26 protein-coding genes and 2 tRNA genes are annotated in these 21,540 nt (G+C 51.4%); 15 read left to right on the top strand and 13 right to left on the bottom strand.

Features of this window, described 5'->3' with window-relative positions; translation table 11 throughout:
- Positions 1-200 precede the first annotated feature (200 nt).
- The gene (locus tag ACP5KC_RS03940) at positions 201-599 is read right to left on the bottom strand and encodes a translation initiation factor IF-5A (RefSeq protein WP_052884680.1); all 399 of its coding nucleotides are present in this window, start codon (positions 597-599) and stop codon (positions 201-203) included.
- A gap of 47 nt (positions 600-646) precedes the next feature.
- Positions 647-2,005, bottom strand: a complete 1,359-nt coding sequence (serS, locus tag ACP5KC_RS03945) for a serine--tRNA ligase (protein WP_424738664.1) — start codon at positions 2,003-2,005, stop codon at positions 647-649.
- A 100-nt stretch (positions 2,006-2,105) separates the two neighbouring features.
- Here serS and ACP5KC_RS03950 point away from each other — a divergent pair, with 100 nt between their 5' ends.
- Positions 2,106-2,516: a hypothetical protein gene (locus tag ACP5KC_RS03950; RefSeq protein WP_052884681.1), complete on the top strand. Its 411-nt coding sequence runs from the start codon at positions 2,106-2,108 to the stop codon at positions 2,514-2,516.
- Here the strand turns inward: ACP5KC_RS03950 and ACP5KC_RS03955 are convergent.
- Complete coding sequence (locus tag ACP5KC_RS03955) at positions 2,513-2,863, bottom strand: AbrB/MazE/SpoVT family DNA-binding domain-containing protein (RefSeq protein WP_273432919.1); 351 nt, start codon at positions 2,861-2,863, stop codon at positions 2,513-2,515. The genes ACP5KC_RS03950 and ACP5KC_RS03955 overlap by 4 nt on opposite strands.
- Before the next feature lie 15 nt (positions 2,864-2,878).
- On the opposite strand from ACP5KC_RS03955, the gene ACP5KC_RS03960 reads away from it, so the two are divergent.
- Positions 2,879-3,250, top strand: coding sequence for a hypothetical protein (locus ACP5KC_RS03960; protein WP_273432920.1), 372 nt, complete (start codon positions 2,879-2,881; stop codon positions 3,248-3,250).
- Here the strand turns inward: ACP5KC_RS03960 and ACP5KC_RS03965 are convergent.
- On the bottom strand, positions 3,247-4,299 hold the full coding sequence (locus ACP5KC_RS03965) for an acetoin utilization protein AcuC (protein WP_428286861.1): 1,053 nt from the start codon (positions 4,297-4,299) through the stop codon (positions 3,247-3,249). The genes ACP5KC_RS03960 and ACP5KC_RS03965 overlap by 4 nt on opposite strands.
- A gap of 146 nt (positions 4,300-4,445) precedes the next feature.
- Here ACP5KC_RS03965 and ACP5KC_RS03970 point away from each other — a divergent pair, with 146 nt between their 5' ends.
- Genes ACP5KC_RS03970 through ACP5KC_RS03995 form a run of 6 tightly spaced genes read left to right on the top strand, consistent with a single transcriptional unit; the run spans position 4,446 to position 11,792 of the window.
- Complete coding sequence (locus ACP5KC_RS03970) at positions 4,446-5,006, top strand: 2-oxoacid:acceptor oxidoreductase family protein (protein ID WP_424738669.1); 561 nt, start codon at positions 4,446-4,448, stop codon at positions 5,004-5,006.
- A complete protein-coding gene (gene porD / locus ACP5KC_RS03975) occupies positions 5,003-5,299 on the top strand; it encodes a pyruvate synthase subunit PorD (protein WP_052884685.1) in 297 nt (98 codons plus the stop codon). The genes ACP5KC_RS03970 and porD overlap by 4 nt, the downstream gene beginning before the upstream one ends.
- Positions 5,300-5,303: 4 nt before the next feature.
- Positions 5,304-6,491 (top strand): pyruvate ferredoxin oxidoreductase, encoded by a 1,188-nt coding sequence (gene porA, locus ACP5KC_RS03980; RefSeq protein ID WP_273432923.1) that lies wholly within the window; start codon positions 5,304-5,306, stop codon positions 6,489-6,491.
- Positions 6,491-7,426 carry a thiamine pyrophosphate-dependent enzyme gene (locus ACP5KC_RS03985; protein WP_052884687.1) on the top strand — a complete coding sequence of 312 codons (936 nt, stop codon included), beginning with the start codon at positions 6,491-6,493 and terminating at the stop codon, positions 7,424-7,426. The genes porA and ACP5KC_RS03985 overlap by 1 nt, the downstream gene beginning before the upstream one ends.
- 59 nt (positions 7,427-7,485) lie before the next feature.
- Positions 7,486-11,268: a reverse gyrase gene (gene rgy, locus ACP5KC_RS03990; protein ID WP_273432924.1), complete on the top strand. Its 3,783-nt coding sequence runs from the start codon at positions 7,486-7,488 to the stop codon at positions 11,266-11,268.
- Positions 11,265-11,792 (top strand): nicotinamide-nucleotide adenylyltransferase, encoded by a 528-nt coding sequence (locus ACP5KC_RS03995; RefSeq protein WP_052884689.1) that lies wholly within the window; start codon positions 11,265-11,267, stop codon positions 11,790-11,792. The genes rgy and ACP5KC_RS03995 overlap by 4 nt, the downstream gene beginning before the upstream one ends.
- A 99-nt stretch (positions 11,793-11,891) precedes the next feature.
- On the opposite strand, the gene ACP5KC_RS04000 is transcribed toward ACP5KC_RS03995, so the two are convergent.
- A tRNA-Gly gene (locus ACP5KC_RS04000) sits at positions 11,892-11,985 on the bottom strand.
- 120 nt (positions 11,986-12,105) lie between these two features.
- Between ACP5KC_RS04000 and ACP5KC_RS04005 the strand changes: the two genes are divergently transcribed.
- Both ACP5KC_RS04005 and ACP5KC_RS04010 read left to right on the top strand, forming a co-directional pair.
- Positions 12,106-12,342 carry an Lrp/AsnC family transcriptional regulator gene (locus ACP5KC_RS04005; RefSeq protein ID WP_052884690.1) on the top strand — a complete coding sequence of 79 codons (237 nt, stop codon included), beginning with the start codon at positions 12,106-12,108 and terminating at the stop codon, positions 12,340-12,342.
- A gap of 90 nt (positions 12,343-12,432) precedes the next feature.
- Positions 12,433-13,230, top strand: a complete 798-nt coding sequence (locus tag ACP5KC_RS04010) for a TFIIB-type zinc ribbon-containing protein (protein ID WP_273432925.1) — start codon at positions 12,433-12,435, stop codon at positions 13,228-13,230.
- Here ACP5KC_RS04010 and ACP5KC_RS04015 read toward each other — a convergent pair.
- Positions 13,189-13,731, bottom strand: a complete 543-nt coding sequence (locus tag ACP5KC_RS04015) for a DUF359 domain-containing protein (RefSeq protein WP_273432926.1) — start codon at positions 13,729-13,731, stop codon at positions 13,189-13,191. The two genes, ACP5KC_RS04010 and ACP5KC_RS04015, sit on opposite strands and share 42 nt — an antisense overlap.
- Before the next feature lie 87 nt (positions 13,732-13,818).
- Positions 13,819-13,921: transfer RNA gene (locus tag ACP5KC_RS04020), tRNA-His, on the bottom strand.
- Positions 13,922-14,018: 97 nt separating this feature from the next.
- Between ACP5KC_RS04020 and rsmA the strand changes: the two genes are divergently transcribed.
- Positions 14,019-14,837, top strand: coding sequence for a 16S rRNA (adenine(1518)-N(6)/adenine(1519)-N(6))-dimethyltransferase RsmA (gene rsmA, locus ACP5KC_RS04025; RefSeq protein WP_424740623.1), 819 nt, complete (start codon positions 14,019-14,021; stop codon positions 14,835-14,837).
- On the opposite strand, the gene ACP5KC_RS04030 is transcribed toward rsmA, so the two are convergent.
- Genes ACP5KC_RS04030 through ACP5KC_RS04050 form a run of 5 tightly spaced genes read right to left on the bottom strand, consistent with a single transcriptional unit; the run spans position 14,803 to position 18,106 of the window.
- On the bottom strand, positions 14,803-15,075 hold the full coding sequence (locus ACP5KC_RS04030; RefSeq protein WP_191118546.1) for a 50S ribosomal protein L37ae: 273 nt from the start codon (positions 15,073-15,075) through the stop codon (positions 14,803-14,805). The genes rsmA and ACP5KC_RS04030 overlap by 35 nt on opposite strands.
- A 45-nt stretch (positions 15,076-15,120) precedes the next feature.
- A complete protein-coding gene (gene rrp42 / locus ACP5KC_RS04035) occupies positions 15,121-15,948 on the bottom strand; it encodes an exosome complex protein Rrp42 (RefSeq protein WP_052884694.1) in 828 nt (275 codons plus the stop codon).
- Positions 15,941-16,687, bottom strand: a complete 747-nt coding sequence (gene rrp41, locus ACP5KC_RS04040; protein WP_052884695.1) for an exosome complex exonuclease Rrp41 — start codon at positions 16,685-16,687, stop codon at positions 15,941-15,943. The genes rrp42 and rrp41 overlap by 8 nt, the downstream gene beginning before the upstream one ends.
- A complete protein-coding gene (rrp4, locus tag ACP5KC_RS04045; RefSeq protein WP_052884696.1) occupies positions 16,684-17,382 on the bottom strand; it encodes an exosome complex RNA-binding protein Rrp4 in 699 nt (232 codons plus the stop codon). Before rrp4 ends, rrp41 begins: the two co-directional genes overlap by 4 nt.
- Before the next feature lie 19 nt (positions 17,383-17,401).
- Positions 17,402-18,106 carry a ribosome assembly factor SBDS gene (locus tag ACP5KC_RS04050; RefSeq protein ID WP_052884697.1) on the bottom strand — a complete coding sequence of 235 codons (705 nt, stop codon included), beginning with the start codon at positions 18,104-18,106 and terminating at the stop codon, positions 17,402-17,404.
- Positions 18,107-18,227: 121 nt separating this feature from the next.
- Between ACP5KC_RS04050 and psmA the strand changes: the two genes are divergently transcribed.
- Complete coding sequence (psmA, locus tag ACP5KC_RS04055) at positions 18,228-18,941, top strand: archaeal proteasome endopeptidase complex subunit alpha (RefSeq protein WP_052884698.1); 714 nt, start codon at positions 18,228-18,230, stop codon at positions 18,939-18,941.
- Here psmA and ACP5KC_RS04060 read toward each other — a convergent pair.
- Positions 18,938-20,107: a PUA domain-containing protein gene (locus tag ACP5KC_RS04060; protein WP_273432928.1), complete on the bottom strand. Its 1,170-nt coding sequence runs from the start codon at positions 20,105-20,107 to the stop codon at positions 18,938-18,940. The genes psmA and ACP5KC_RS04060 overlap by 4 nt on opposite strands.
- A gap of 81 nt (positions 20,108-20,188) precedes the next feature.
- On the opposite strand from ACP5KC_RS04060, the gene rpl7ae reads away from it, so the two are divergent.
- From rpl7ae to ACP5KC_RS04075, 3 genes are all read left to right on the top strand, one after another.
- Positions 20,189-20,569, top strand: coding sequence for a 50S ribosomal protein L7Ae (gene rpl7ae / locus ACP5KC_RS04065; protein ID WP_273432929.1), 381 nt, complete (start codon positions 20,189-20,191; stop codon positions 20,567-20,569).
- 117 nt (positions 20,570-20,686) lie between these two features.
- Positions 20,687-20,905, top strand: a complete 219-nt coding sequence (locus tag ACP5KC_RS04070) for a 30S ribosomal protein S28e (RefSeq protein WP_052884948.1) — start codon at positions 20,687-20,689, stop codon at positions 20,903-20,905.
- Positions 20,906-20,991: 86 nt separating this feature from the next.
- Complete coding sequence (locus tag ACP5KC_RS04075; RefSeq protein ID WP_052884700.1) at positions 20,992-21,540, top strand: hypothetical protein; 549 nt, start codon at positions 20,992-20,994, stop codon at positions 21,538-21,540.

Genomic DNA, 21,540 nt, shown 5'->3' on the forward strand with positions numbered 1-21,540 from the left:
GGGTAATGCAAAATCCTGCTGTTTTATTATAAAAATTACAAGGTTACCTTGATGTTTTTATGCTTTGATTAAATCAGGTGAGGGTGGAAAGGCTTAGACGAGTGGGGTCAGCACTCAAGATCTCGGTCATCCCATTAGGGGTCTTGGCCTGCCTGGGTCATCATCTCCCTTCTTGTAGTGGGTATGGCGGCCCTAAAAACTTAGCTTCTTACACGCATTATCTTGTATCTTCCCATTACCTCCCATACTTCTACTTCTGCTCCTTCTGTTATCTTGCTCCTTATCTCCTCCTCGGTGGGCATAGGTACTTCTATTGTGGAGTAGTCGTCTAGGCTCATCAGCATCAGGGAGTCGCCTGTAACCGAGACTACCTGTGCGTTGAACTTCCTGATAATGGGGACGTCTACCCGGGCATCCGTGGGAACCACTATGCTCCTCTTGGCGCCGTCGAAGAACCCTATTCCAACTATTCTCGCCTTAGCCGAGCCGTGTTTCCCAGTCTTGCTCTTCTCAACCTCTACGACTCTGCATGGCTCGCCGTCGATTACTACGAAGGAGCCGACCTTGATATTCCCCGCTTCTTCTGGACGTGTACTCATATTTGCTCTTGCTCTCTTCGACTTCGATACTTAAAAATTTAACCGGTTTATTCGAGGACGAAGACCTGGAGCTTTGGCTCGACAGGCTCAAGATACTTTCTAAGCGCCCTTGGGACGCGGATCACGCCGTCCGGTGTCTGGTAGTTCTCGACTATGGCTGTTATTGTGCGCTGTATGGCGAGGGCTGTGCTGTTCAGCGTGTGGACGAACCCCTTGCTCGGCGCGCCTCTAGCCTCGGCGTACCTAATATTGAGGCGGTAGCTCTGCCAGTCCGTGCAGTTGCTGCAGGAGACCATCTCGCGATACTTTCCCTGGGCCGGCATCCAGGCCTCTAGATCGTACTTCTTAGCGGCGACAACCCCTAGGTCCCCAGAGGCTATGTTTACTACCCTGTATGGGATGCCTAGGCCCTGCCAGAGCTCCTCTGCGTTCCTTATGAGTCTTTCATGCCACTCCCATGACTCGTCCGGGTGAGAGAACACGAACTGTTCCACCTTGTTGAAGTGGTGTACACGGAAAATCCCCTTCATGTCCTTCCCGTGTGCGCCCGCCTCCTTCCTGAAGGAGGGGCTTATACCCGCGTACAGGAGCGGGAGGTCCTTCTCAGGGATCACGTCGTTCACATGTAGGGCGGCTATAGGGTGTTCAGCTGTGCCTATCAGGTAAAGCTCTTCACCCTCGATCTTATACACCATGTCCCTGAAGTCATCGAAGCTTATAACGCCCTCGAGGACTTCTCTCCTAAGCATGAGGGGTGGCTGGAGAATAGTAAACCCCTTCTTGGCGAGGCTCTCAAGGGCGTACATCGTCAGCGCGAGGTCAAGCCACACGAGGTCGTTGAAGGTGTAGTAGAAGCGCGAGCCAGCGACCTCAGCCGCCTTCTCGGTCCCCGTTAGCCTCTTCCCCTCGAGGAAGTCCGCGTGTCCAACGGGCCTCCAGTCAACAACCTCGTAGTCCACCTTGAACCCCTTCCCCTCCGTCTCAGCAAGGAAGGCGTCGAGGAACTCTCTGGGAACCCTCGGCCTACCCCAGTACCTGACGGGGGCGTTGTAGCTGTCGTCAGGACCTATGGGCACGCTTTCATGGATTACGTTCGGGATCTTTCGGAGGATGTTTTCCCTTTCTTTCTCGAGGTTTGCAAGCTCCTGCTCTATGGCCTGTATTTTTTCGCGGAGGCTCCTGGCCTGTGATACAGTTTTTTCCCTTTCGCCGGGAGGCAGCCTACTTATCTGCTCGGATATCTTATTCAACTCATGCCTTGCGTCATCGTACTCTCTTTTCTTTGCCCGCCACAACTCGTCCAGGCGAATGGCCTCGTCTACAAGGGATGTGTCCATGAACCTTGCCTTGAGGTTCCATCTTAGCTTTTCAGGGTTGTTTCGCAGATAGTATAGGATGCTCCACATAATGGCTCTACCGGGCTTGATGTCATATTCTTGCATGTAATAAATTCTTTTATTCAACATAAAAACAAAATACTTGGAGTGCCAACTCTTTCATGGTAACATGACGAGTGTCGGAGAGCTTAGCGAGATGATGAGAAGCTACACGCGGAAGTTCAGCGAATACGTTGCCAGGAAAGACTATGACTCGGCTATACAGCTGGGTCTCCAGGTTCTAGAGAAGCTTCTCAAGATTGCTAGCGAGGAGATAATTGCAAACATCTCCGACCCGAGTGTCGCAAAGATAGGTCAGGAGATACTGAAGAACTACGAGAGTACTCTTTCATACGTGTCCGGGGTCATGAACGGCCTGAAGTACGTGTCTCCCATATACGCGCTGGGTGAAAAGGAGCAGCTGGTAGGACTTGTAGCGAGCTCGGTCTCAGAGCTATTCAACTTTATAATGGGCGCTCTACTTATAGTCGCGTCTATACAGGGGAGGGCCTCGACAGAGGAGAGCTTTGGAGTAGTCTAGGTCTTCGGCTCTTCAAACGGTTTTATATCCACTACCTCTATATCCGAGCCAGGCACAAGTGAAACCTTCTCTCTGAGCTCCTTGGGTATCGTGAACTGACGCGAGTCTGTGTACTTCGTCTTTAGAAGTCTCGCGGTGAAGCTGTGCTCTTCCCCGCCAACCCTGATGGTGATTATTGCCTTCTCTATGCTTTGGATGTTGAGCTTTCTAACGAGACTCGCAGGTATGAGGACTTGGTTGTTTGAGTAGACCCTTATCCTGTAGGGAAGGGACTCTATAGTGAGGCCGCGGGTCCCCCTCCTTGGCTTTTCTCCCAAGCTATCCACCTCGTTTATCTTCTTTTTCAAATTGTTTTATATTTTTTGTCATTAAGAGCCCAGTTAAATAAAAAGGATCTCTACACTCTGGGCTTAATCCCTCGCGAATTATTGACCAATAAACGCGATATCTTTTTAAGTAAAGGTAGTTTCGCCTTCATAGTGGTTCAAGTGTTGTCGAAAGCTGATGTTGAGAAGAAGCTGAGGAGTATTTTCAAGGATGCGCAGTTCGAGGTTCAGGTAGACGGCAAAGGGATAAAGGTTGCTATAGACGGAGTAGGCGAGACCCCAGGGGAGCTCTTCACGAAGATAGGCGGCTTTGTCGAGTCTATAATGAAGGTAGCGGGCACGAAGGACGTGGACGTCATCGTGAGCATGCAGGGGAGCGCCTTCGGGGTTGAGATAGAGGTATATTAGTGAGAGCATTCTTCAAGCTTATTTTTCAGCCAGTTTAAGCGGTCTCTCAGGGCATTTACTGCCGCCATGCTGCTCGAGCTTTCGACTTCTCCCACAGTGAACTCCCTAGCATCTCCGCCGGCCATCAACGCTAATTCTAACGCCCAAATCCTCGCCACGGTCTCAGGCACGTAGCCTCCCCCACCAGTCACCAGGACAGGTATGTTTCGCGCAATTGAACTGATGCTCTCAGCGAATCGTATATAGGAGTTCTCGGTGAATCTAAGATCTGTAAGCGGGTCGCCGTCGTGGCCGTCAACGCCCGCCTGGATGATCAGGAATTCGGGCTTATAGTGTTCTAGCTGTGGTACTATGATTTCTTCGAGGGCGAGCTTGAAAACGTCATCACCTGAGCCCAGGGGCACTGGAATGTTTATATTCTTGCAAAGCCCCTGGCCATCCCCTAGTTCGTCGATCCATCCTGTACCGGGATAGAACCCGTAGCCATACCCGTGAACGCTTATCTTGAGGACGTCCTCACTATAAAGTATCTGCTGCGTCCCGTCGCCGTGATGCGCGTCAATGTCAACTATCGCGATTCTTCCCACCCCCTGGCTTCTCAGCCACAGCGCTGCCACGGCCAGGTCATTGAAAACACAGAAGCCGCCTGCGGCGCGACGCCTAGCGTGGTGAAAGCCGCCGTTAGGGGTGAAGCCTATGCCCGGCTTTTCTCTAAGGAGACGTGCCAGCGTCAAGGTACTGCCTACAGCCTTTAATGCCGCCTCGAATACCTGTGGGTAGGCTGGGGTGTCGCCGTAGTCGAGGAGGCCTCTCCCCTCCCTCGACCTCTGCTTCACGAAGTCTACGTATTCGGGGTCGTGCGCTAGCAGGAGCTCCTTCTCGGTGGCAGGCTCCACTGGTACCCTGCTCACGGGGAGCCTTCTCTCGAGTCTTGGGAGAAACTCCTCGTAGAATAGTCTTATTCTCCGGGTCCAGTTTTCTCGAAGGGAGGCAGGCGTGAAGGATATTCTTGTAAGCTCCTCAGAGTAGGCGACGTAAACCTCACGCATAACTGCCACAAGGTTATTTCGAGAACCGTACAGAAATACCTTACCCCGCCGTGTCAGACTTCAACCGAAGTTATTAAATGATGGTAAGTGACAAGGCTTATTACAAACACCTTCTTAATACATCCGACAAGAAAATGAAAGAGGAGATCTATGAGGTACGATGGCATGGTCGTGGAGGACAGGGAGTTGTGACCTCAAGCGAGCTTCTAGCACTTGCGGCGCTGCGTGAGGGTAAGCACGTCTATCATGCGCCGGAGTTCGGCCCTGAGAGACGGGGCGCCCCCGTAAGGGCCTACACGCGGATAAGTACTCACCCAATTGAGCTCCACTCGAGCATATATACTCCCGACGCCGTCGTGGTTATAGACCCCTCTCTCCAAAGTGAGGTGCAATCCGTGACCCATGGGTTGAGGGAGGGCGGCCTCCTGGTAGTCAACGCGTCAACGCCTCACGAGGGTATAGTCGAGGCGGCGAAGAAGCTTAAGGCTGGCCTATGGTTTGTCGACGCCTATAGTATCGCCATGGAGGTTTTCGGCCGTCCCTTCTACAACACCCCGATGCTGGGGGCCTTCGTGAAGGCAAGCGGATTGGTGAGCATTAATACTGTCCTGGATGTTGTAGCCGAGCGGTTCGGCAAGGAGTCAAAGCTGGCTGAGAGCAATGTTCAAGCTGTTAGGAAGGCTTACGAAATGGTGAGAAGGTTATGAGTGAGAGTATAGTATTAAAGCTTAAGACTTGGAAGGATCTGCCTATTGGAGGCGTCATCCCGGAGCCCAGCACGAGCCTTTATAACAAGACGGGGAACTGGCGTGCCATGACCCCGGTTCTCGATGAGAAAAAGTGTATAAAGTGTCTCTTATGCTGGATCCACTGCCCCGAGCCTGCCATAATACGGAAGGACGACGACTCCGTGAAGATAGACTACGATTACTGCAAGGGATGCGGCATATGTGCAAATGTTTGTCCTGTACACGCTATCGAGATGAAGCTAGGGGTGTGAGTGTATGAAGGGTAAACTTGTGGGAATGAACGGTGACAGGGCTGTAGCCTTCGCGGCTAAGCAGGCAGATGTCGACGTTATCTCGGCGTACCCGATAACCCCCCAGACGATAATCGTCGAGACGCTCGCCGAGTACGTGAACAACGGCGAGCTTAACGCGGCCTTCATCCCGGTGGAGAGCGAGCACTCCGCCCTCTCTGCAGCCGTGGGCGCCTCGCTCGCTGGCGCTAGGGTTTTCACGGCTACGAGCAGCCAGGGATTAGCGCTTATGTGGGAGATACTATGGATAGCCGCAGGCCTGCGGACAACAATAGTCATGGCCATGGGTAACAGGGCCCTCTCTCCAAACATCAACATTCACTGCTCTCACGACGACGCTTACGCGGCGCGAGACACGGGGTGGCTGCAGTTCTTCGCCGAGAACGTGCAGGAGGCCTATGACTTGACCTTGATGGCCTTCAGGATATCCGAGGATCACCGCGTGCTGTTCCCGAGCATAGTTAACCTGGACGGCTTCATACTGACGCATGCTACTGAGGGGCTGTATGTGTTGGATGATGAGGACGTTAAGGCATTCCTGCCCAAGAAGAAGCCTGTGAACCCGATCGACCCGAGTAAGCCGATGACCTATGGTCCCCTAGACCTTTTCGACTGGTATATGGAGCACAGGCGCTTGCAATACGCCTCCTTCATGTCTACGCCTCCCGTTATAAAGGAGGTCTTCGAGGAGTACGGGAAGCTCTCAGGAAGAAGATACACGCCGGTGAAGACCTTCAACGTTGAGGGGGCTGAGGTCGTGCTGATGGTTCTAGGCAGCTCGGCGGGAACTGTTCGCTATGTATCCAGGAAGCTTGCCGAGAAGGGTAAAAAGGTGGGTGTTGTAAGCCTTACCCAGTACAGGCCCTTCCCGGTTCGTGAGCTTATCGAAGCGTTGAGCGGCGCGTCGGTAGTGGCGGTCATGGATCGCAGCGTCAGCTTTGGGAGCCCCGGCGCCCAGCTCTTCATGGACACCTCGACGGCCCTCCTAAAGGCAAAGAGGAGACCCTTACTATTCAACGTCGTCTACGGGCTCGGCGGGAGGGATCTAACACCGGGAGACGTCGAGAAGATCGTTATGAAGGCTGAGGAGGTTTTAAGGAGGGGTGAGACCCCCGAGGAACCTGTATGGGTAGGAGTTAGAGGTGAGGAGTAATGGGTGAAGCCAGGTTTATTAAGACTTTAAAGGAGGTTCCCCGAGTAGAACACTTTGCACCTGGGCACAGGCTCTGCGCCGGCTGCGGTATACCACAGGTTGTCAGGATGGCTTTGAAGGCTGTCCCGGACCCGAAGGTTGTAGTGAACGCTACGGGCTGTCTCGAGGTGGCGACTACGATATTCCCTTACACGAGCTGGGGTGTTCCCTGGGTTCATGTAGCCTTTGAGAACGCGGCAGCTGTCGCCAGCGGGATAGAGTCGGCATTCAAGATCCTTGAGAAGAAGTACGGCAAGCAGCGTCCAAAGGTCGTAGTTTTCGGCGGTGACGGTGGCACCTTCGATATAGGCTTCCAGGCTTTGAGCGGCGCCCTGGAGAGAGGACACGACATGATCTACATATGCTATGACAACGAGGCCTACATGAACACGGGTATACAGAGGAGTGGTGCAACGCCGAAAGGTGCACATACAACTACGAGCCCCGCAGGCAAGGTTATCCCGGGCAAGCAGGAGAGGAAGAAGAACCTCATAGAGATAGCCATAGCTCACGGCATCCCATACGCTGCAACGATGAACCCAGCATTCCCCGTAGACATGTACAACAAACTCGTGAAGGCTGCGTCTATTACAGGTCCCGTAGTCCTCCACTACTATACGCCATGCCCTACCGGGTGGTACTTCGACCCTTCAAGGAGCATCGAGGTTGCACGTCTAGCGGTTCAAACCAGGATCTGGCCCCTCTACGAGTATGAGAACGGGAAGATTAGGATAACCGTCCCAGTCAAGGAGCCGAAACCCATCGAGGATTACTTCAAGCTACAGGGGAGGTTCAGGCACCTGCTCGAACCCCAGAACAGGGAGCTCCTGGAAGAGATTAAGAGGGATGTGGAGAACAACTGGAACCGCCTCGTAAAGCTTGCCTCTCAGGGTTAAGGCTAACACTAATAAATTTTTTATAACGTTGCACGCTTACTTTTTCTCTTGAGAAAAACGTGGAGGATAACAATATACATGCTATATTCCGCGAGCTCTGCCCTAACTGCGGCGGGCCTGTGACGGATCAGAGGCTGGAGAACAGGCTACCCTGCCAGGTCTGCCTCCCCTCGACTAAAACGCTCCGCGGGGCTCCCGACAACCTCTCCACCCCGGAGTACGTCTCATATATGAAGGATCTTGTTTTACGGCTTGAGAAGAGGGGTCGCGTTGGCAGGTTAGGCGAGGTAGTCAAGCTGGAGGAGGAGCTTTCTAGTTTCATAGATTTCTTCGAGAAGGCTGTGGGTAGTAGGCCCTGGTCTGCCCAGGTCACATGGGCTAGGAGGGTTTTAAAGGGCTCCAGCTTCGCGGTCTTAGCGCCAACCGGAGTCGGGAAGACTGTTTTCGGGCTTACGATGAGCCTCTATCTTGCCTCTAAGGGCGGTAAGGTTTACCTCGTTTTGCCTACCACGACGCTTCTCGGACAGGTCTACGATAAGGCCCTACAGTTCGCCTCGAGGGTGGGCTTTGACCGAGAGAGGATAATGGCTTATCACGGAGGACTCTCACCCAAAGAGAGGGAGGAGGTACTGGACAGGGTGTCTAGGGGTGATTACTCGGTTCTTTTAACGACCGCGCAGTTCCTCGCAAGGAACTTCGAGTATCTCAAAGGTGCCAGGTTCGACTTTGTATTCGTGGACGACGTTGACTCTGTCTTGAAGTCCTCGAAGAATATTGACAGGATACTTGTCCTGCTAGGCTTCTCGGAGGAGGAGATCTCGACAGCCCTGGAGCTAGTCACGCTTAGGGCAAGGATGCTGATCATGCAGCGGAACAGGAAGCATGCGGAGAATAATGCTGACGAGCTTGAGAAGCTTCAGTCGAAGCTTGAATCTATGCTTGCTAGGAGCGGGAAGAAGGGTGTCCTCGTCGTGTCGACAGCCACCGGGCGTGCGAGGGGGCAGAGGGTCAAGCTTTTCCGCGAGCTCCTTGGCTTCGAGGTCGGCTCTAGGAGCGAGCAGCTGAGGAATGTTCTAGACGTCTATGCTTTGAGTAGCGAGTTGGATTTAACCGATAAAGCAGTGGAGCTCGTGTCCACTCTGGGACCTGGAGGCCTAGTGTTCTTTCCAATCGGTACACCAGAGGATAAGCTCGCGAAAATGGTCGAGAGGCTTGCGGCAAGGGGATTGAAGGCTGAATACGTTTACGGCAAGGCAAAAAGAAACCTGTTAGAGCGTTTTAGCAGCGGGGAAGTAGGAGTTCTTGTCGGTGTTGCGAGTTACTATGGCCTTCTCGTGAGGGGCTTGGATTTACCCCACGTCGTCAAGTATGCCGTCTTTGTCGGCGTCCCAAGGTTCAAGTTTAGGCTTGTGCCCGAGGAGCTCACGCCGAACAGGCTTTTACAGCTTGCATCGAATCTCGTTTCAATAGTCGAGAAAGGCGATGCCGTGGAGATAAACCGTCTAGTGGCGAACATAAGATCTCGTATTCTCCAGCTCGACGCCTCTCAGTACAGGACTCTCCAGGAGTTGTACATGCAGGGGGTGACCAATGGGCGTTATGCTTTTCTCGTGAAGAGCTTGCTGAGGCTTCGGGACCTTGTGGTAAAATACCTCTCGGATCCATCAGTGCTGGAGAGGCTATCCGAAGAGACTACAGTAAAGATGTTTAGGGAGGAGGGTCAATACTACGTCATACTGCCCGACGTCTACACTTACCTGCAAGCATCCGGGAGGACTTCCAGGCTTTATGCAGGGGGTATCTCGAAAGGGCTTTCGATAATTCTCGAGAACGACGCTGTGCTCCTAGAGAAATTCTTCAGGGCGATAAGATTCTACACTGGTGAATCACAATGGAAGAAGCTCGAGGAGGTAGATCTTGGAAGAATAATGGAGGAGGTCTCGCGTGAACGTGAGGTCATCAAGGCCATAATTGAGGGTAGAGCCTCGGCTGCTCTCGCCAAAGATCTCGTCAAGTCTGTGCTAGTTATTGTCGAGTCACCCACCAAGGCTAAGACAATTGCAAGCTTCTTCGGGAAGCCTAACAGGCGTAGAATGGGGAGTCTCTTCGTATACGAGACCACGACGGGAAATAGGATCCTGCAGATCGTCGCGTCGCAAGGCCACGTGTACGACCTTATAACGTCAACGGAGTTCTTCTTCAAGAACTATTCCCTCAACAAGTACGGCGTGCTGGTTAATCCCGAAAAGAACGCCTTTGTCCCCGTCTTCACCTCTCTGAAAAAGTGTCTGGATTGCGGGCGCCAGTTCACGGACTACAAGGCAGACGGCAACACATACAACGTTGGAGGTAAGGGGTCGACTCTCAAGCGCTGCCCATACTGCGGTAGCGACAGGGTTGTCGACAAGATGGATCTTGTCTTGAAGCTTCAGGACCTCGCCTACGAGGTGGATGAAGTTCTCCTGGCTACCGACCCGGACACCGAGGGAGAGAAGATTGCCTGGGACATCTACGTTACTTTGAAGCCCTTCACACGCGTCTTGAGGAGGATAGAGTTCCACGAGATAACGCGTAAGGCCTTTCAGGAGGCTCTCGATAACCCACGCGACGTCAATATGAACCTTGTGAAGTCCCAGTTTGTCCGTAGGATCGAGGATCGCTGGGTTGGCTTCGCGCTCAGCAAAAAGCTCCAGGAGAACTTCGGGATGACGTGGCTCTCCGCGGGACGTGTCCAAACCCCAGTTCTGGGATGGGTTATCGATAGGTACAGGGAGTCCATGAAGAGCGTTAGACCCGTGTTCAAGGTAGTTCTAGAAAACAACGTTTACCTCATAATAGAGGATGTTCAACTTGACGGCAAGCGTCCGAGCATTGTAGCCAAGGCGCTTCAAGGGAGCGAGGTCATCGTTGAAGAAAAGGCTACCGAGGAGAAGCTCCTAAACCCGCCACCACCCTACACCACGGACACAATGCTGCGCGACGCGAACGAGTTGCTTGGTATGAGTGCGGACGTCGCCATGAGGGTGGCACAGCAGCTCTTCGAAAGCGGCTTGATAACCTATCACAGGACGGATAGCACAAGGGTGTCAGACGCAGGTATAAACGTGGCTAGGACGTATATCTCGGAGAAGTTTGGATCGGAGATGTTCACTGCCAGGAGGTGGGGGTCTGAGGGGGCCCACGAGTGTATTCGTCCCACGAGGCCCATCGACGCCGAGACGCTGTCTCTCCAGATTCAGCAGGGGGTGATCCAGCTCCCGATCCAGCTAACGCGTCAACACTTCGCACTGTACAGGCTGATATTTTCAAGGTTTATGGCTAGCCAGATGATGCCCGCCCGCGTCAAGGAGAAGGTTGTGGAGGTGAAGTCGGAGTACTTCGCAAAGGAGTACCGGTTTGTTGCCGGGGTCGTTGAGGAGGGTTTCCTGAAGGTTCAGCCTCTACGCCAGGCGTTCAGACTGGAGCCGGGGAGGTACAGGGTCGTCGACGTAGACTATAAGAGAAGGCCTTTGATTCCACTCTACTCCCAGGCTGACATTGTGGGCCTCATGAAGGAGAAGAACATAGGCAGGCCGTCGACTTACGCTGAAATCATAAGAAAGCTTTTCGCGCGCAACTACGTTATAGAAGTCAAGGGTGGGAAGCTTGTTCCAACCAATCTCGGTCAACGCGTGTACCAGTTCCTCTACGATAACTTCAGGGACTACATATCAGAGGACACGACGAAGAACATCCTAGAGCGGATGGATGAGGTTGAGAAAGGAGAGCGTGACTATAGGGACGTCCTGAAAGAGTTTTACGGAGAGTTGTTGAAGATCGAAGAGACAAGGTGCCGAGTATGAATGGACGTGCATTCTATATAGGGCGCTTCCAACCATTCCATTTGGGCCACCTTAACGCTTTGAAATGGATTCTCTCGCGTGAAAAAGAGGTAATCATAGGCATAGGCAGCGCACAACAAAGCTTCGAGCCGAAAAACCCGTTCACGGCTGGAGAACGCGCCCTCATGATATGGGAGGCGCTCAAACAGGAAAACCTGTTGGAGCGGGCCTTAATAGTTATGGTGCCGGACACGTACTCTGAACACTCGAAGTGGATATGCAACATTAGGACGTACGCTCCGACCTTCGACACCGCATACACCAACGACGAGCTTTCACGACTACTATTAGAGGAGGCCGGCTACCAAGTGTCGCCCATACCATTCTTCGACAGAGAGAAGTACTCCGGGACTTCCATAAGGCTTCTTATGGCTCGAGGCATGCAGTGGCGAGACCTCGTCCCCCAAGCAACAGCCAAGGTAATCGACGCTATAAACGGAGAGCAAAGGGTTCAAAGGATATATAGGCTCCACGGCATTGTCTAATACCCGCTCTGCGTCATTGGGGCTGGCTCCCTAAACTCATTCTCAACGCCTGAGTCACAATCCTGAGCATTTCTTTCCGAGAACTTTTCCGAGAGAAGGTGCGGCCGCCGGGATTTGAACCCGGGTTCTCCGCGCGTGCAGGGCGCTCTGCGGCGTGGAAGGCCGCCATCCTTCCAGACTAGACCACGGCCGCACCAGAATTGTAGAGGACTACTTAATTCATATATTTTTCTCTATTCCTGGACGATGAACTGCATCCTGAGACCGTTCGAAAAGTGACAACTTTAAAAACATGGACTCACCATATAAATCGATGACGGCTACTGCTTACGTTCTTATTAATTGTGACATAGGCAAGGAGAGAGCTGTTTTAGAAGAGCTACGGAAGGTTCCAGGCGTTATAGAGGCCAACCTCCTTTACGGCGTCTATGATATAATAGTCAAGATATCGGGAAAGGATGAGCGCGAGGTTCGCGAGACGGTTTTAACGAAGATTAGGCTTCTCCCGGGCGTCAAGCGAACCCTGACGATGCCGGTCGTAGAGGTCTAGGTTGAGAAAAGTTTTTATTAGTGTTTTTAGGGCCCTCCCCCCGACGTTAAGCCTTCACCGCATATAACAGTGTTTTCTAGGTCTCAACACATGCGATGCAGCGAGTGCGGTGGATTAGTGGTTTTTGACCCGAGGGGGCATTATGTTTGTACGTCCTGCGGTAGAGTTATACAGCAGGGCTTCGATGATACAGTTCGATTCTCTGAGGGCTCCCAGGCTCGAAAGGCCGTTTTAAAGCTGGATCCACGCTTGAAACAGCTTAACGATTTAGTCACGGGACGTTTTTCTACAGGCCATGCCTGGAGAATACTATCCGCGGTCTCACTGGACTTCAACTTGACCCATGAGACACGTACACGTATCATTGAAGAATACGAGATCTTGTTGAGACGTGCCGCTAAGAACGGGTTGAGGATCTGGAAGAAGTCGGCGCTCCTAGCTTTTCTTGTATATTTTGAGGTCAAGCGGTCGAGGCCCAGGACGGGATTAAGGGAGGTTGTAAAGGTCTTTCGGCTACGCGGCTTTAAGCTCAGTACAGGAGACTTGATACACATAATACCGGTTGTCCGCGCGCTGGGCTTTCTTCATGACGGGTGGGACGGCGAGTTGGAAGAGCTTCTAGAGAAGGTTGCCGCAATAGCTCCAAGGGAGGAAGTCAGAAGGCATGTTAGATTAATACTTGGCCGCATTAGACGCTTCTCGACGGGTAGGAGTAGGCGAAATGTTCTAGCCGCGGTTATAGCTGTCGTATTGAATCGGCTAGATGCTAGGTTGAATCTTTATTTTATCTCAAAGGCACTAGGAATACCCTATAGTTCTTTGCGTGCCAATGTAGCGCTGGTAGAGTCACTCCTTCTCGAAACTGGTCTCGAGCAATATGTCGGCTAGCCTCTTAAAGAATTCTGTACAGGGTAACAGGCACAAGAAGCCTTTCCAGTGACCATATATAACCCAGCTTTCATTAAGGGGGCACTCTTTTAGCGCAACGAGTGATAAAAGATCCTCTTCACCATCCACATATACTATGCTCTTTCTATCCTTCTTTGCCTCCTCAATTGCACTTTTAATAGCCTCTATGCATTCTTGAGAAATCGTACCTGGGTCATTAACGCAATTATAGGAGTTCGCCGCGACAACACCTTGAATGCGCATGCTGCGTCTAGTCTTACCGTCTACCACAGCCACATCGCTACGCCCGTAAGCGGCAAAGTTGTAAGAGACGACATCGCCGACCGTGATGAGTAAGGGCTCAGGACCGCAAAGCCCCAAATCCTTGATAAGCTGGATGGAAAAGCGGATGGACTCCGGCGGCTCTCTGAATACAAGGAAGCCCCAACCATAAGAAAGCGCTTGGCGCGCCTCATTTTTCAAGACCAGCCTTGTATTCACAAAAACCTAAGGAAGGAAGCATCATGATAAGCTTTGTTGAAGGGATCAAGGGTTGGCTCGAAAATTGTATTGGGGTAAACCTGGGAGGGCCCGGACCGGGATTTGAACCCGGGTTCACTGGCTCTCTGCGCGCTGCCTGTGGGTTCGCGCTCCACAGGCCAGCGTGTTATCCAGGCTACACCATCCGGGCCCCTGTTAACCGGATTTTTAGGAAAATTTATGGTTTTCGGGTTTTCCCGACGGCACGTTTTAATCTATATGCATGATTTGAACCCGGGTTGTTGGTGGTGGAGTGCCTTAGGAGGGCGTACTCTCTAAGATTTCGTAAACAACTAGGGCAACACATGCTCGTCGATGAGAGGTTTGCCTCGATGTTTGCAGAGGTCGTGGATGAGGGTAGCGTTGTGTACGAGATAGGCTGCGGGCTCGGAAGCTTGACTTTGCCTTTATCGAGGGTCGCAAGCTACGTTTTTTGTAGCGAGATTGACCCCTCACTCGTAAAACTTCTCAAGGAATGTAGAGGGGGGATGGGGAAAGTAGATGTTGTTCTAACGGATGCAGTCTTCTTTACAACTAGTAAAAGTAGACACGTTGTCGTCTCGAATACTCCCTTTTATCTCTCCTCAAGAATTATAGCAATGCTTTGCCGTGACGCCTCCCTGGTTTACGCGGTTCTAGGTATTCAGAGAGAGGTGGGTGAGAGAATGCTTGCCCCTCCCGGAACAAGTATTTATGGAAGGCTCTCCATACTTACACAGCTATGCTTCTCAGTCGAGAAACTATTCACGATACCACGTGAAGCCTACAAGCCCAGGCCTCACGTTGAGACCGTTGTGGTGAAGCTGATACCCCGGAAGGAGCTCTCACCTGAAAGCATTGAAGCCGTTGAGTCCTTCACAAGATCAGTATTCCCTTATAGGAGAAAGAAACTCTCGACGGGTATAGTTCTGGGATATGGGCTTAAAAAGGAAGAGGTGCGCAGGATCTTGAGCGAGTCGGGTGTAGATCCGGATAAAAGGGTAGACGAGATTTCGCCCGACGAAGCTTTAAGCTTAGCACTAAAATTTTCTCTTACAAGCCGAGGGCTTTCAACTCCTCGGGGGTGAAGGTTCTACCTGACTCGGTTCGCGGGAGGTATGCTCCGCCCGCAAATGTGTAGCCACACTTCTTGCAGGACCATATCCCGATGCTAATCCTCCTCAGGCTTCCCACTGTTTGGCACCTTGGGCATCTATGCTTGGCCTTCATCTTGCTCTCAATGGCAGCCGTTTTTTTGCGCAGTGTAGCGCCATAGCGCGCACCAAACCTCCCAGCTCTTCCAACGATTTTTGTATGCTTACCCATAAAGCATCGCCTTTTAGGGTTCAATCCCGCTGAATATATTTTTTATCATTGCTCCTGACTACTAATCGGAGGCAGCTTTTCGAACAGCTTCTTCGATACCTCTATCGCCATGTCTCTGGCTCGAAGCAACTCGCTTGGCTTTATAGAGCCGTCACCGCTCTTTTGGATAGCGGAGATCTTCCCGTCTTCTGTTACACCGAATGTTATTTTTGCATCACAGACGAGCTCCTCTTCTAGGCTGGGGTCGACGACCATATAATCCCCGATTTTTGCCAGGGTTACGTAGACTATCCTACTACGCACAGGCAAGGGGACTTTCTCCTCTAGGATTGTTATCCTCCCGTTTTCAACCGTGGTCTTAGGCATTTTAGAGTTGAGCAGGGCGCTCATCGCGGCTAGACCAGCAGCGTCGAGAATATTGCCCGCGTGGTCGAGAGGATATATGTCTACGAAGACAGCCCAAACTTTGGAGCCTGGAATGATAGAAAGTTTCTGCATGTCTATAACCTCGGCACTTCTAAGGCCACGGTCAACAACCCTAGCAAGCTCTATGTCCTCCTCTCCTGGAGGGCCAGGCTCGAAGAAGGGTGAAGCTAAGGGTGAAAGCTCCGCATTGACTATCAGGACTCCTTCGTCTGGAGTATCCCCGAAGGGGGAGCTTAGACCTAGCTTGACGCCTGCAATCACCCTAGTTTCACCGAGTTGTACGAGTGCGGAGCCCTCAGCCTTGCCTATTATCCCCGTCTGAATGGTAATTTGTCTGACTTCCTCGGGACTTCTCCCGTCGAGTCTTTCTCCCTTCCTGAGCGATGCTAGTAGAAGCTCCTTTTTAATTACAGGTAGCACTCGAAGCCTAGAAGCTTCATCACTCACTCTCAGTCACCTCTTGCCTAATCGACTCATACTTGCTTTTTAACGCTTTCACCTGTTCCTCGTATATTCTCTTGATCGGCTTGGAGACCATGGATAATGCCCTTTCTATCTCCTCAGGGGTGAAGACTCCATCCGCCTGTATCAGAGTAACTTCCCCTAGCTTTGGCATCATGGCTATAGGCATGTCCCCGTCTCCGTGTTGATCCTCGAGACCATTAATGTCGAGAACCAGTATGTCCCCTATTTTTCCCACGGCTATAGCTGCTACGAGGTCTCTCATCGCTATTCCAGCGTCTGCAAGGGCTACGGCTGCCGCGATTATACTGGCTGTTCTGGTCCCGCCGTCCGCCTCGAGGATGTTGATAAACACGTCTATCGTCGTCCTGGGGTATTCGTTGAGGAATATGGCGGGGGTCAAGGCCTCCCGTATGACCTTTGAGAGTTCTATCTCGCGTCGGGAAGGCTGCGGGCTCTTCCTCTCAGCGACGCTGAATGGAAGCATCGAATATTTGCAGCGGAGTATGGCTCTGTCGCTTAGAGCCTCATGGCGCGGAGTTACCTCTCGAGGTCCATATACGGCGGCTATAACCTTGTTATTGCCGAGCTCCACATAGGCTGAGCCGTCAGCGTTTCTAAGAACCCCGGCCTCTATTTTCAACGGTCTCATCTCGTCAGGCAATCGCCCATCGCTTCTCCTTCCGTTCTCGTCTAGCAGTTTCACGTTTTTATTCCTCGTCATTCTCCCAGCCTCTCCTTTATAAACTCCTTAATCCTATCCGTCAAGCCCGATATATGAGCTTCTGCGTCTATCTTCTTTATAACCAGGACAGCTATCTCCTCCTTCAAGGGGTCACTACCTACTACAACAACCCTGCCGTTTTGACCGACTATGAGTTGAACCCCGAGCATCTCCTCAATCATAGAGATCATAGACCCCTTCTTACCGATTATCCGTGCGACCTTCTGAGGACTGATCTCCACCAGCGACCCCCTCGGGATTTTACCCAGCTTTGACTCCCTAATACTGACTACCGGGTCCTTTGTGAAGTCAAAGGAGACTATCTTAGCGAGTATCAAGTCGCCCTCATCGAGGATTCTTGCAAGCTCGTTGCGGGAGATGTTGACAGGCTTGGAGGTCACCTCGCTCACGGGAAGAACGGCAGTGTAGGGAGAGTTGATGTCGACAACCCAGTTAGTAAAACCCACCTCCACGATTTTCCCGATGACCTTGTGGCCCTCAACGGGTATGTATTTTCCTTTAAGAGGAATTATCCGTGCGACCTTTCTCTCCTCGTCAACGTACACTACCCCTAGTACCTTAGAGAAGAATTTCTTGTTTACGCGGTAGACATGTCCTTCAATGCTCACCTTTCCCGCCTCGCCTACAGGCTCACCTGGGACTACTATCTGCCTATCCTTAACGTAGAGGTTCACCTCAAACCACCCCTGCCAGCTACACCTGTTCAGTTCTGAGCAGTTTTACATCTCCTTGCCCCTTGGTAAGGCTCGAAACGGTTTCGATTACAGAGGACTGCATTCCGGCAGGAACCTCTAGTTCCACGTTGAGCGAGCCATCCGTGGCGTAGCTCTCCCGTAGGACTTTCCCTATTTTTTGTAATGCGCCGTAAGCCTTGCCGACGTAGGGCGCGGGAATATGCACGGCTAGAATGGCTCTTGCGACCTTTAGGGGTAAGATCATCTTTAGGCTCTTCAGAATATCGTTTACCTGCGCTTCGACGGGCTTGAATGGGTCTATGCTCACCTTAGCTTCTTCGAGGGCTAGCTCAATCCTCTTAGGCGGTATAGGCGTATTTGTCCTAGGATCTATCGTGTTTCTTGACAGAAACTCTATTATCTGTCGCCTCTTCGCCTCTATGAGCTCACGCCTCTGCTCAGCCGTTAAGAGCAGTTCACCCTTCTTTATGATATTCTCAGCGATAACGTAGGGGTCGGTGGTTCCGAAGAACTTCTTCAAGTCGGTCTCAGATGCTTTCAATCCTTGTTTTGCATCACTGTAGATGAACTCGCCCTCGATAATTTCTCGGATATTGACCTTTTCACCGTTCTTCATGGCCCAGGCCTTCTCGGCGTCAACGAAAACCTCAAACCTTTTCCCGCCCTTTTCGAGCCTCGCGATACTTAGCTTTTTCTTGGACATTTTTAACACACCTAACCTTCACACTCATCACATTAAATTAAACATTTGCCACTAGTACTCGGTTGGAGCTTTGTAACGCAAGAATTATTAACTGCACTAATTGAATATACACGGTGTTTCCATGTTTCCTGCTGCACCAATGGCGGGATACGATAGAGCCATTACGATCTTCAGCCCTGAAGGTAGGCTATACCAAGTCGAATACGCATATGAGGCCGTCAAGAGAGGGATGACAGCGTTAGGCGTGAAAGCGGTTGATGGCGTGGTTCTGGCAGTAGAGAAGAGGAGTGCCTCCCCCCTCGTAGAAGGCACTGAGAAAATTAAAATGATAGATCAACACGTGGGTGTAGCCTTTGCAGGCCTCTTCGGTGACGCCCGCGTCCTCATAGACCAGGCCCGAATCTATGCTCAGAGCCATCGCCTCGTATACGGCGAGCCGGTACCGATCGAGCTACTTGTCAAGAGGATATGTGATATCAAGCAGATGTATACCCAGCACGGTGGCGTTAGACCTTTCGGTGTGGCTTTCCTATTCGCCGGGGTAGACAGGAAAGGCGTGCATCTAATCCAGACTGATCCCGGAGGAACCTACTTGAGATGTAAGGCAAGGGCGATTGGCACGGGGGCTCAGAAGGCAATAGACCTGTTTACAAGGGAATACACCGACAATATAAAGATCGATCAAGCAATACTGCTGGCGCTCAGGGCACTTAAAGAGTCGATGGAGGACGGTTTTACGGCGGAAAACATTGAGCTCGCTAAGATCGACGTCTATGATAGAACCTTCAAAATCTTCTCAACTAGTGAAGTGCAGGACTTCATATCTAAGCTTTAACCGCTTTCTCCATTTTTCCTTAAAACTGATATAAAGAAACCAGGCGTATCATTCACCACAGGGTCAAATACCGCCCCCTCTATTCCAAGATAGGGGGTGCGCAGTTTAAGAGGTGTATTAACGCGGAGGGTCTTGAAGCCCAGCTTCGAGGCAGCATATAATACGTTGAACTCGTTCTCGTGGGGCGTCAAAGTGCACGTCGTATATAAGAGGAGCCCGCCCCGTCTTAAGACCCTCCACGCCTCTGAGAGGAATTGACGCTGGTATTCAGCCAGCTGGTAGACATCCTTCTCCTCTCGCGTGTAGATAAGCTTGGGTCGTATTCCTAGAGTTGTACAAGGGGGATCCAGGATAACCGCGTCTACGCTATTCACGCCAAGCACCTCAGATATATACCTCGAATCGTAGAGGAGCGGCCTTACGGAACGGAGCCCTAGTCTCCTAGCATTCTCCTCGATCGCCCTAACCTTGTTTTCACTCCTATCGACAGCTATTACCTCGCCTGAATCCTCCATTAGTGTAGCTGCATGTGTAGCCTTACCGCCGGGAGACGCACACATATCGAGAACCGTCCAGCCTGGCTTGGGTGCGAGAGATTTAACGGCTACAATGCTCGGCAAGGACTGGTGGTATATCACACCCTCCCTGAAGAAGGGGTGTTCACGTAGTGATACTATTCTGAAAACGGAGTTCGTCGTTCTCACCGCTAGCCCCCTCCTCTCACGAAATATTTCAGGGGGACTCATCTCGAGAACGCCCTCTGCAACCACTGTACCATCTGGAGAAGTTACAGTCACGTAGTCTCCTTTATCAGCATTTACAACTTTATGGACTCCGGGAGCGTACACGTTTGCCCCCACGTAAACGCTCTCAGCTGTTTTCCAGTCTACGATAACTCGTCCCCGGTGTATGTTGACATCAAATGGGCCTTTCACATGCGTGTAGATAGCCTCGCGAACCTGTGGATGATTATATACCTCATAGCCCTCCTCCCGTAATATGTACGCTACCTCTGAGGGGTCGGCTTTCAAAGTATTTACTCTCATGAAATATCTCGAGCCCGGGGTTCTCAAGCTCTCCTCGAGCTCCCTGACGTATTCTCGGCTATAGAACTTGCCGAGATAACTCCTCATACTCTCCCGGAATAGTCCTGTAGAGGTCTTCATGTTGCCTTGTTCACTATTAAGCAAAGATTTATAAAGACAGGGCATGTTGTGTGAGGGGTAGATGAGCGAAAGGTGAGCGATATGTCCAAGAAGCCGTTTTATGTAAAGTTTGAAGTTCCAGGAGAGCTTGCCGAGAAAGCCTACAACGCTCTTTCAGCGGCACGGGAAAAAGGAAAGATAAAGAAAGGTGTAAACGAGACAACCAAAGCCATCGAGAGAGGACAGGCAGTACTAGTACTCATTGCGGAGGATGTCGATCCCCCCGAGATAGTTGCACACCTCCCTCTCCTCTGTGAGGAGAAGAAGGTACCCTACGTCTATGTCCCCTCCAAGGAAAGACTGGGGAAGGCTGCGGGCATCAATGTAGCAGCGTCTGCAGCAGCTATAATTGAACCCGGCGATGCGAAGGCACTCGTCGACGAGGTAGTGCAGCAGGTTAACAAGCTTAAGGTCTCCGCTTAAGGATTTCGAGGGTGCATCTTTACCCTTCATTAATATTCTGGGTTGTTTTTCCCTTTTTCCCAAGTAACCAAAAAAATTTAAATGGTCAAAGTCTTCTGGACGAGAGGGGTAGTAAAAATGGCCGATAAGTGGAGCGATGCTACACCGGCAGAGGTTGTTCAAATAATAGGCAGGACCGGCGTCACAGGGGAGGTTACCCAGGTTCGCGTGCGCGTCTTAGAAGGGAGAGATAAGGGCAGAATACTTACGAGAAATGTTAGGGGGCCAGTTAGGGTTGGAGATATAGTTCTTCTCCGCGAAACAGAGCGCGAGGCCCGCAAGCTAGCTACAAGGTAGTACAATTATATTACGATATAACGACGTTTTACTTTCAACATTTATAAATGAAAAACTGAAAAAACCTATCTAAAAGGTTATAAAGTGTGCTTGTTCCAGGGTTGCTGGATACTCTGTTTTACTCGGATATAGAGGTGCCCCTCATAATAGAGAAGGAGGGTAAAGAGAGCATAGCTGGCCTAGATATCAAGCTCAAGCCTGGAATGAAGATAAAGTTGCCCTACACTTATGCCCTCGAGCTCATCTCTAGAAAGGAGGCTAGAATAGACGTAGAAGCGTTCAAGGCAAGCCTAAATTTAAAGAAGTTGAGCTGGAACGAGTCGAAGTCCGAGGCTTTACAACCGCTTGAAGAAGGGTTTTACCTGAAGCTGATGCTATACGTTTCACATTTGAAGTATGAGGCGTCTAAGGGTGACGCGGAGCGTGAGGCTGAGCTTAAGAGCGTGAGGATAGCCTTCTCGGATCTTCTAAGTCTAAGGCTCAAGAAGATCGTAGCCCTTGCTGTTGCGAGTGCTCAGGCCGAGAGGGATAAAATGAGGAATATGACTCGCGAAGAGCAATTGCTTTACACACAGTTATGCAGCTTGATAAGCTCTTGGAGCGACTCGATGAAGAGGCTTGTAGGTGTTGTGTAG

It is taken from the genome of Infirmifilum sp. (genome assembly GCF_049970975.1).
Classification (GTDB): domain Archaea; phylum Thermoproteota; class Thermoprotei; order Thermofilales; family Thermofilaceae; genus Thermofilum; species Thermofilum uzonense.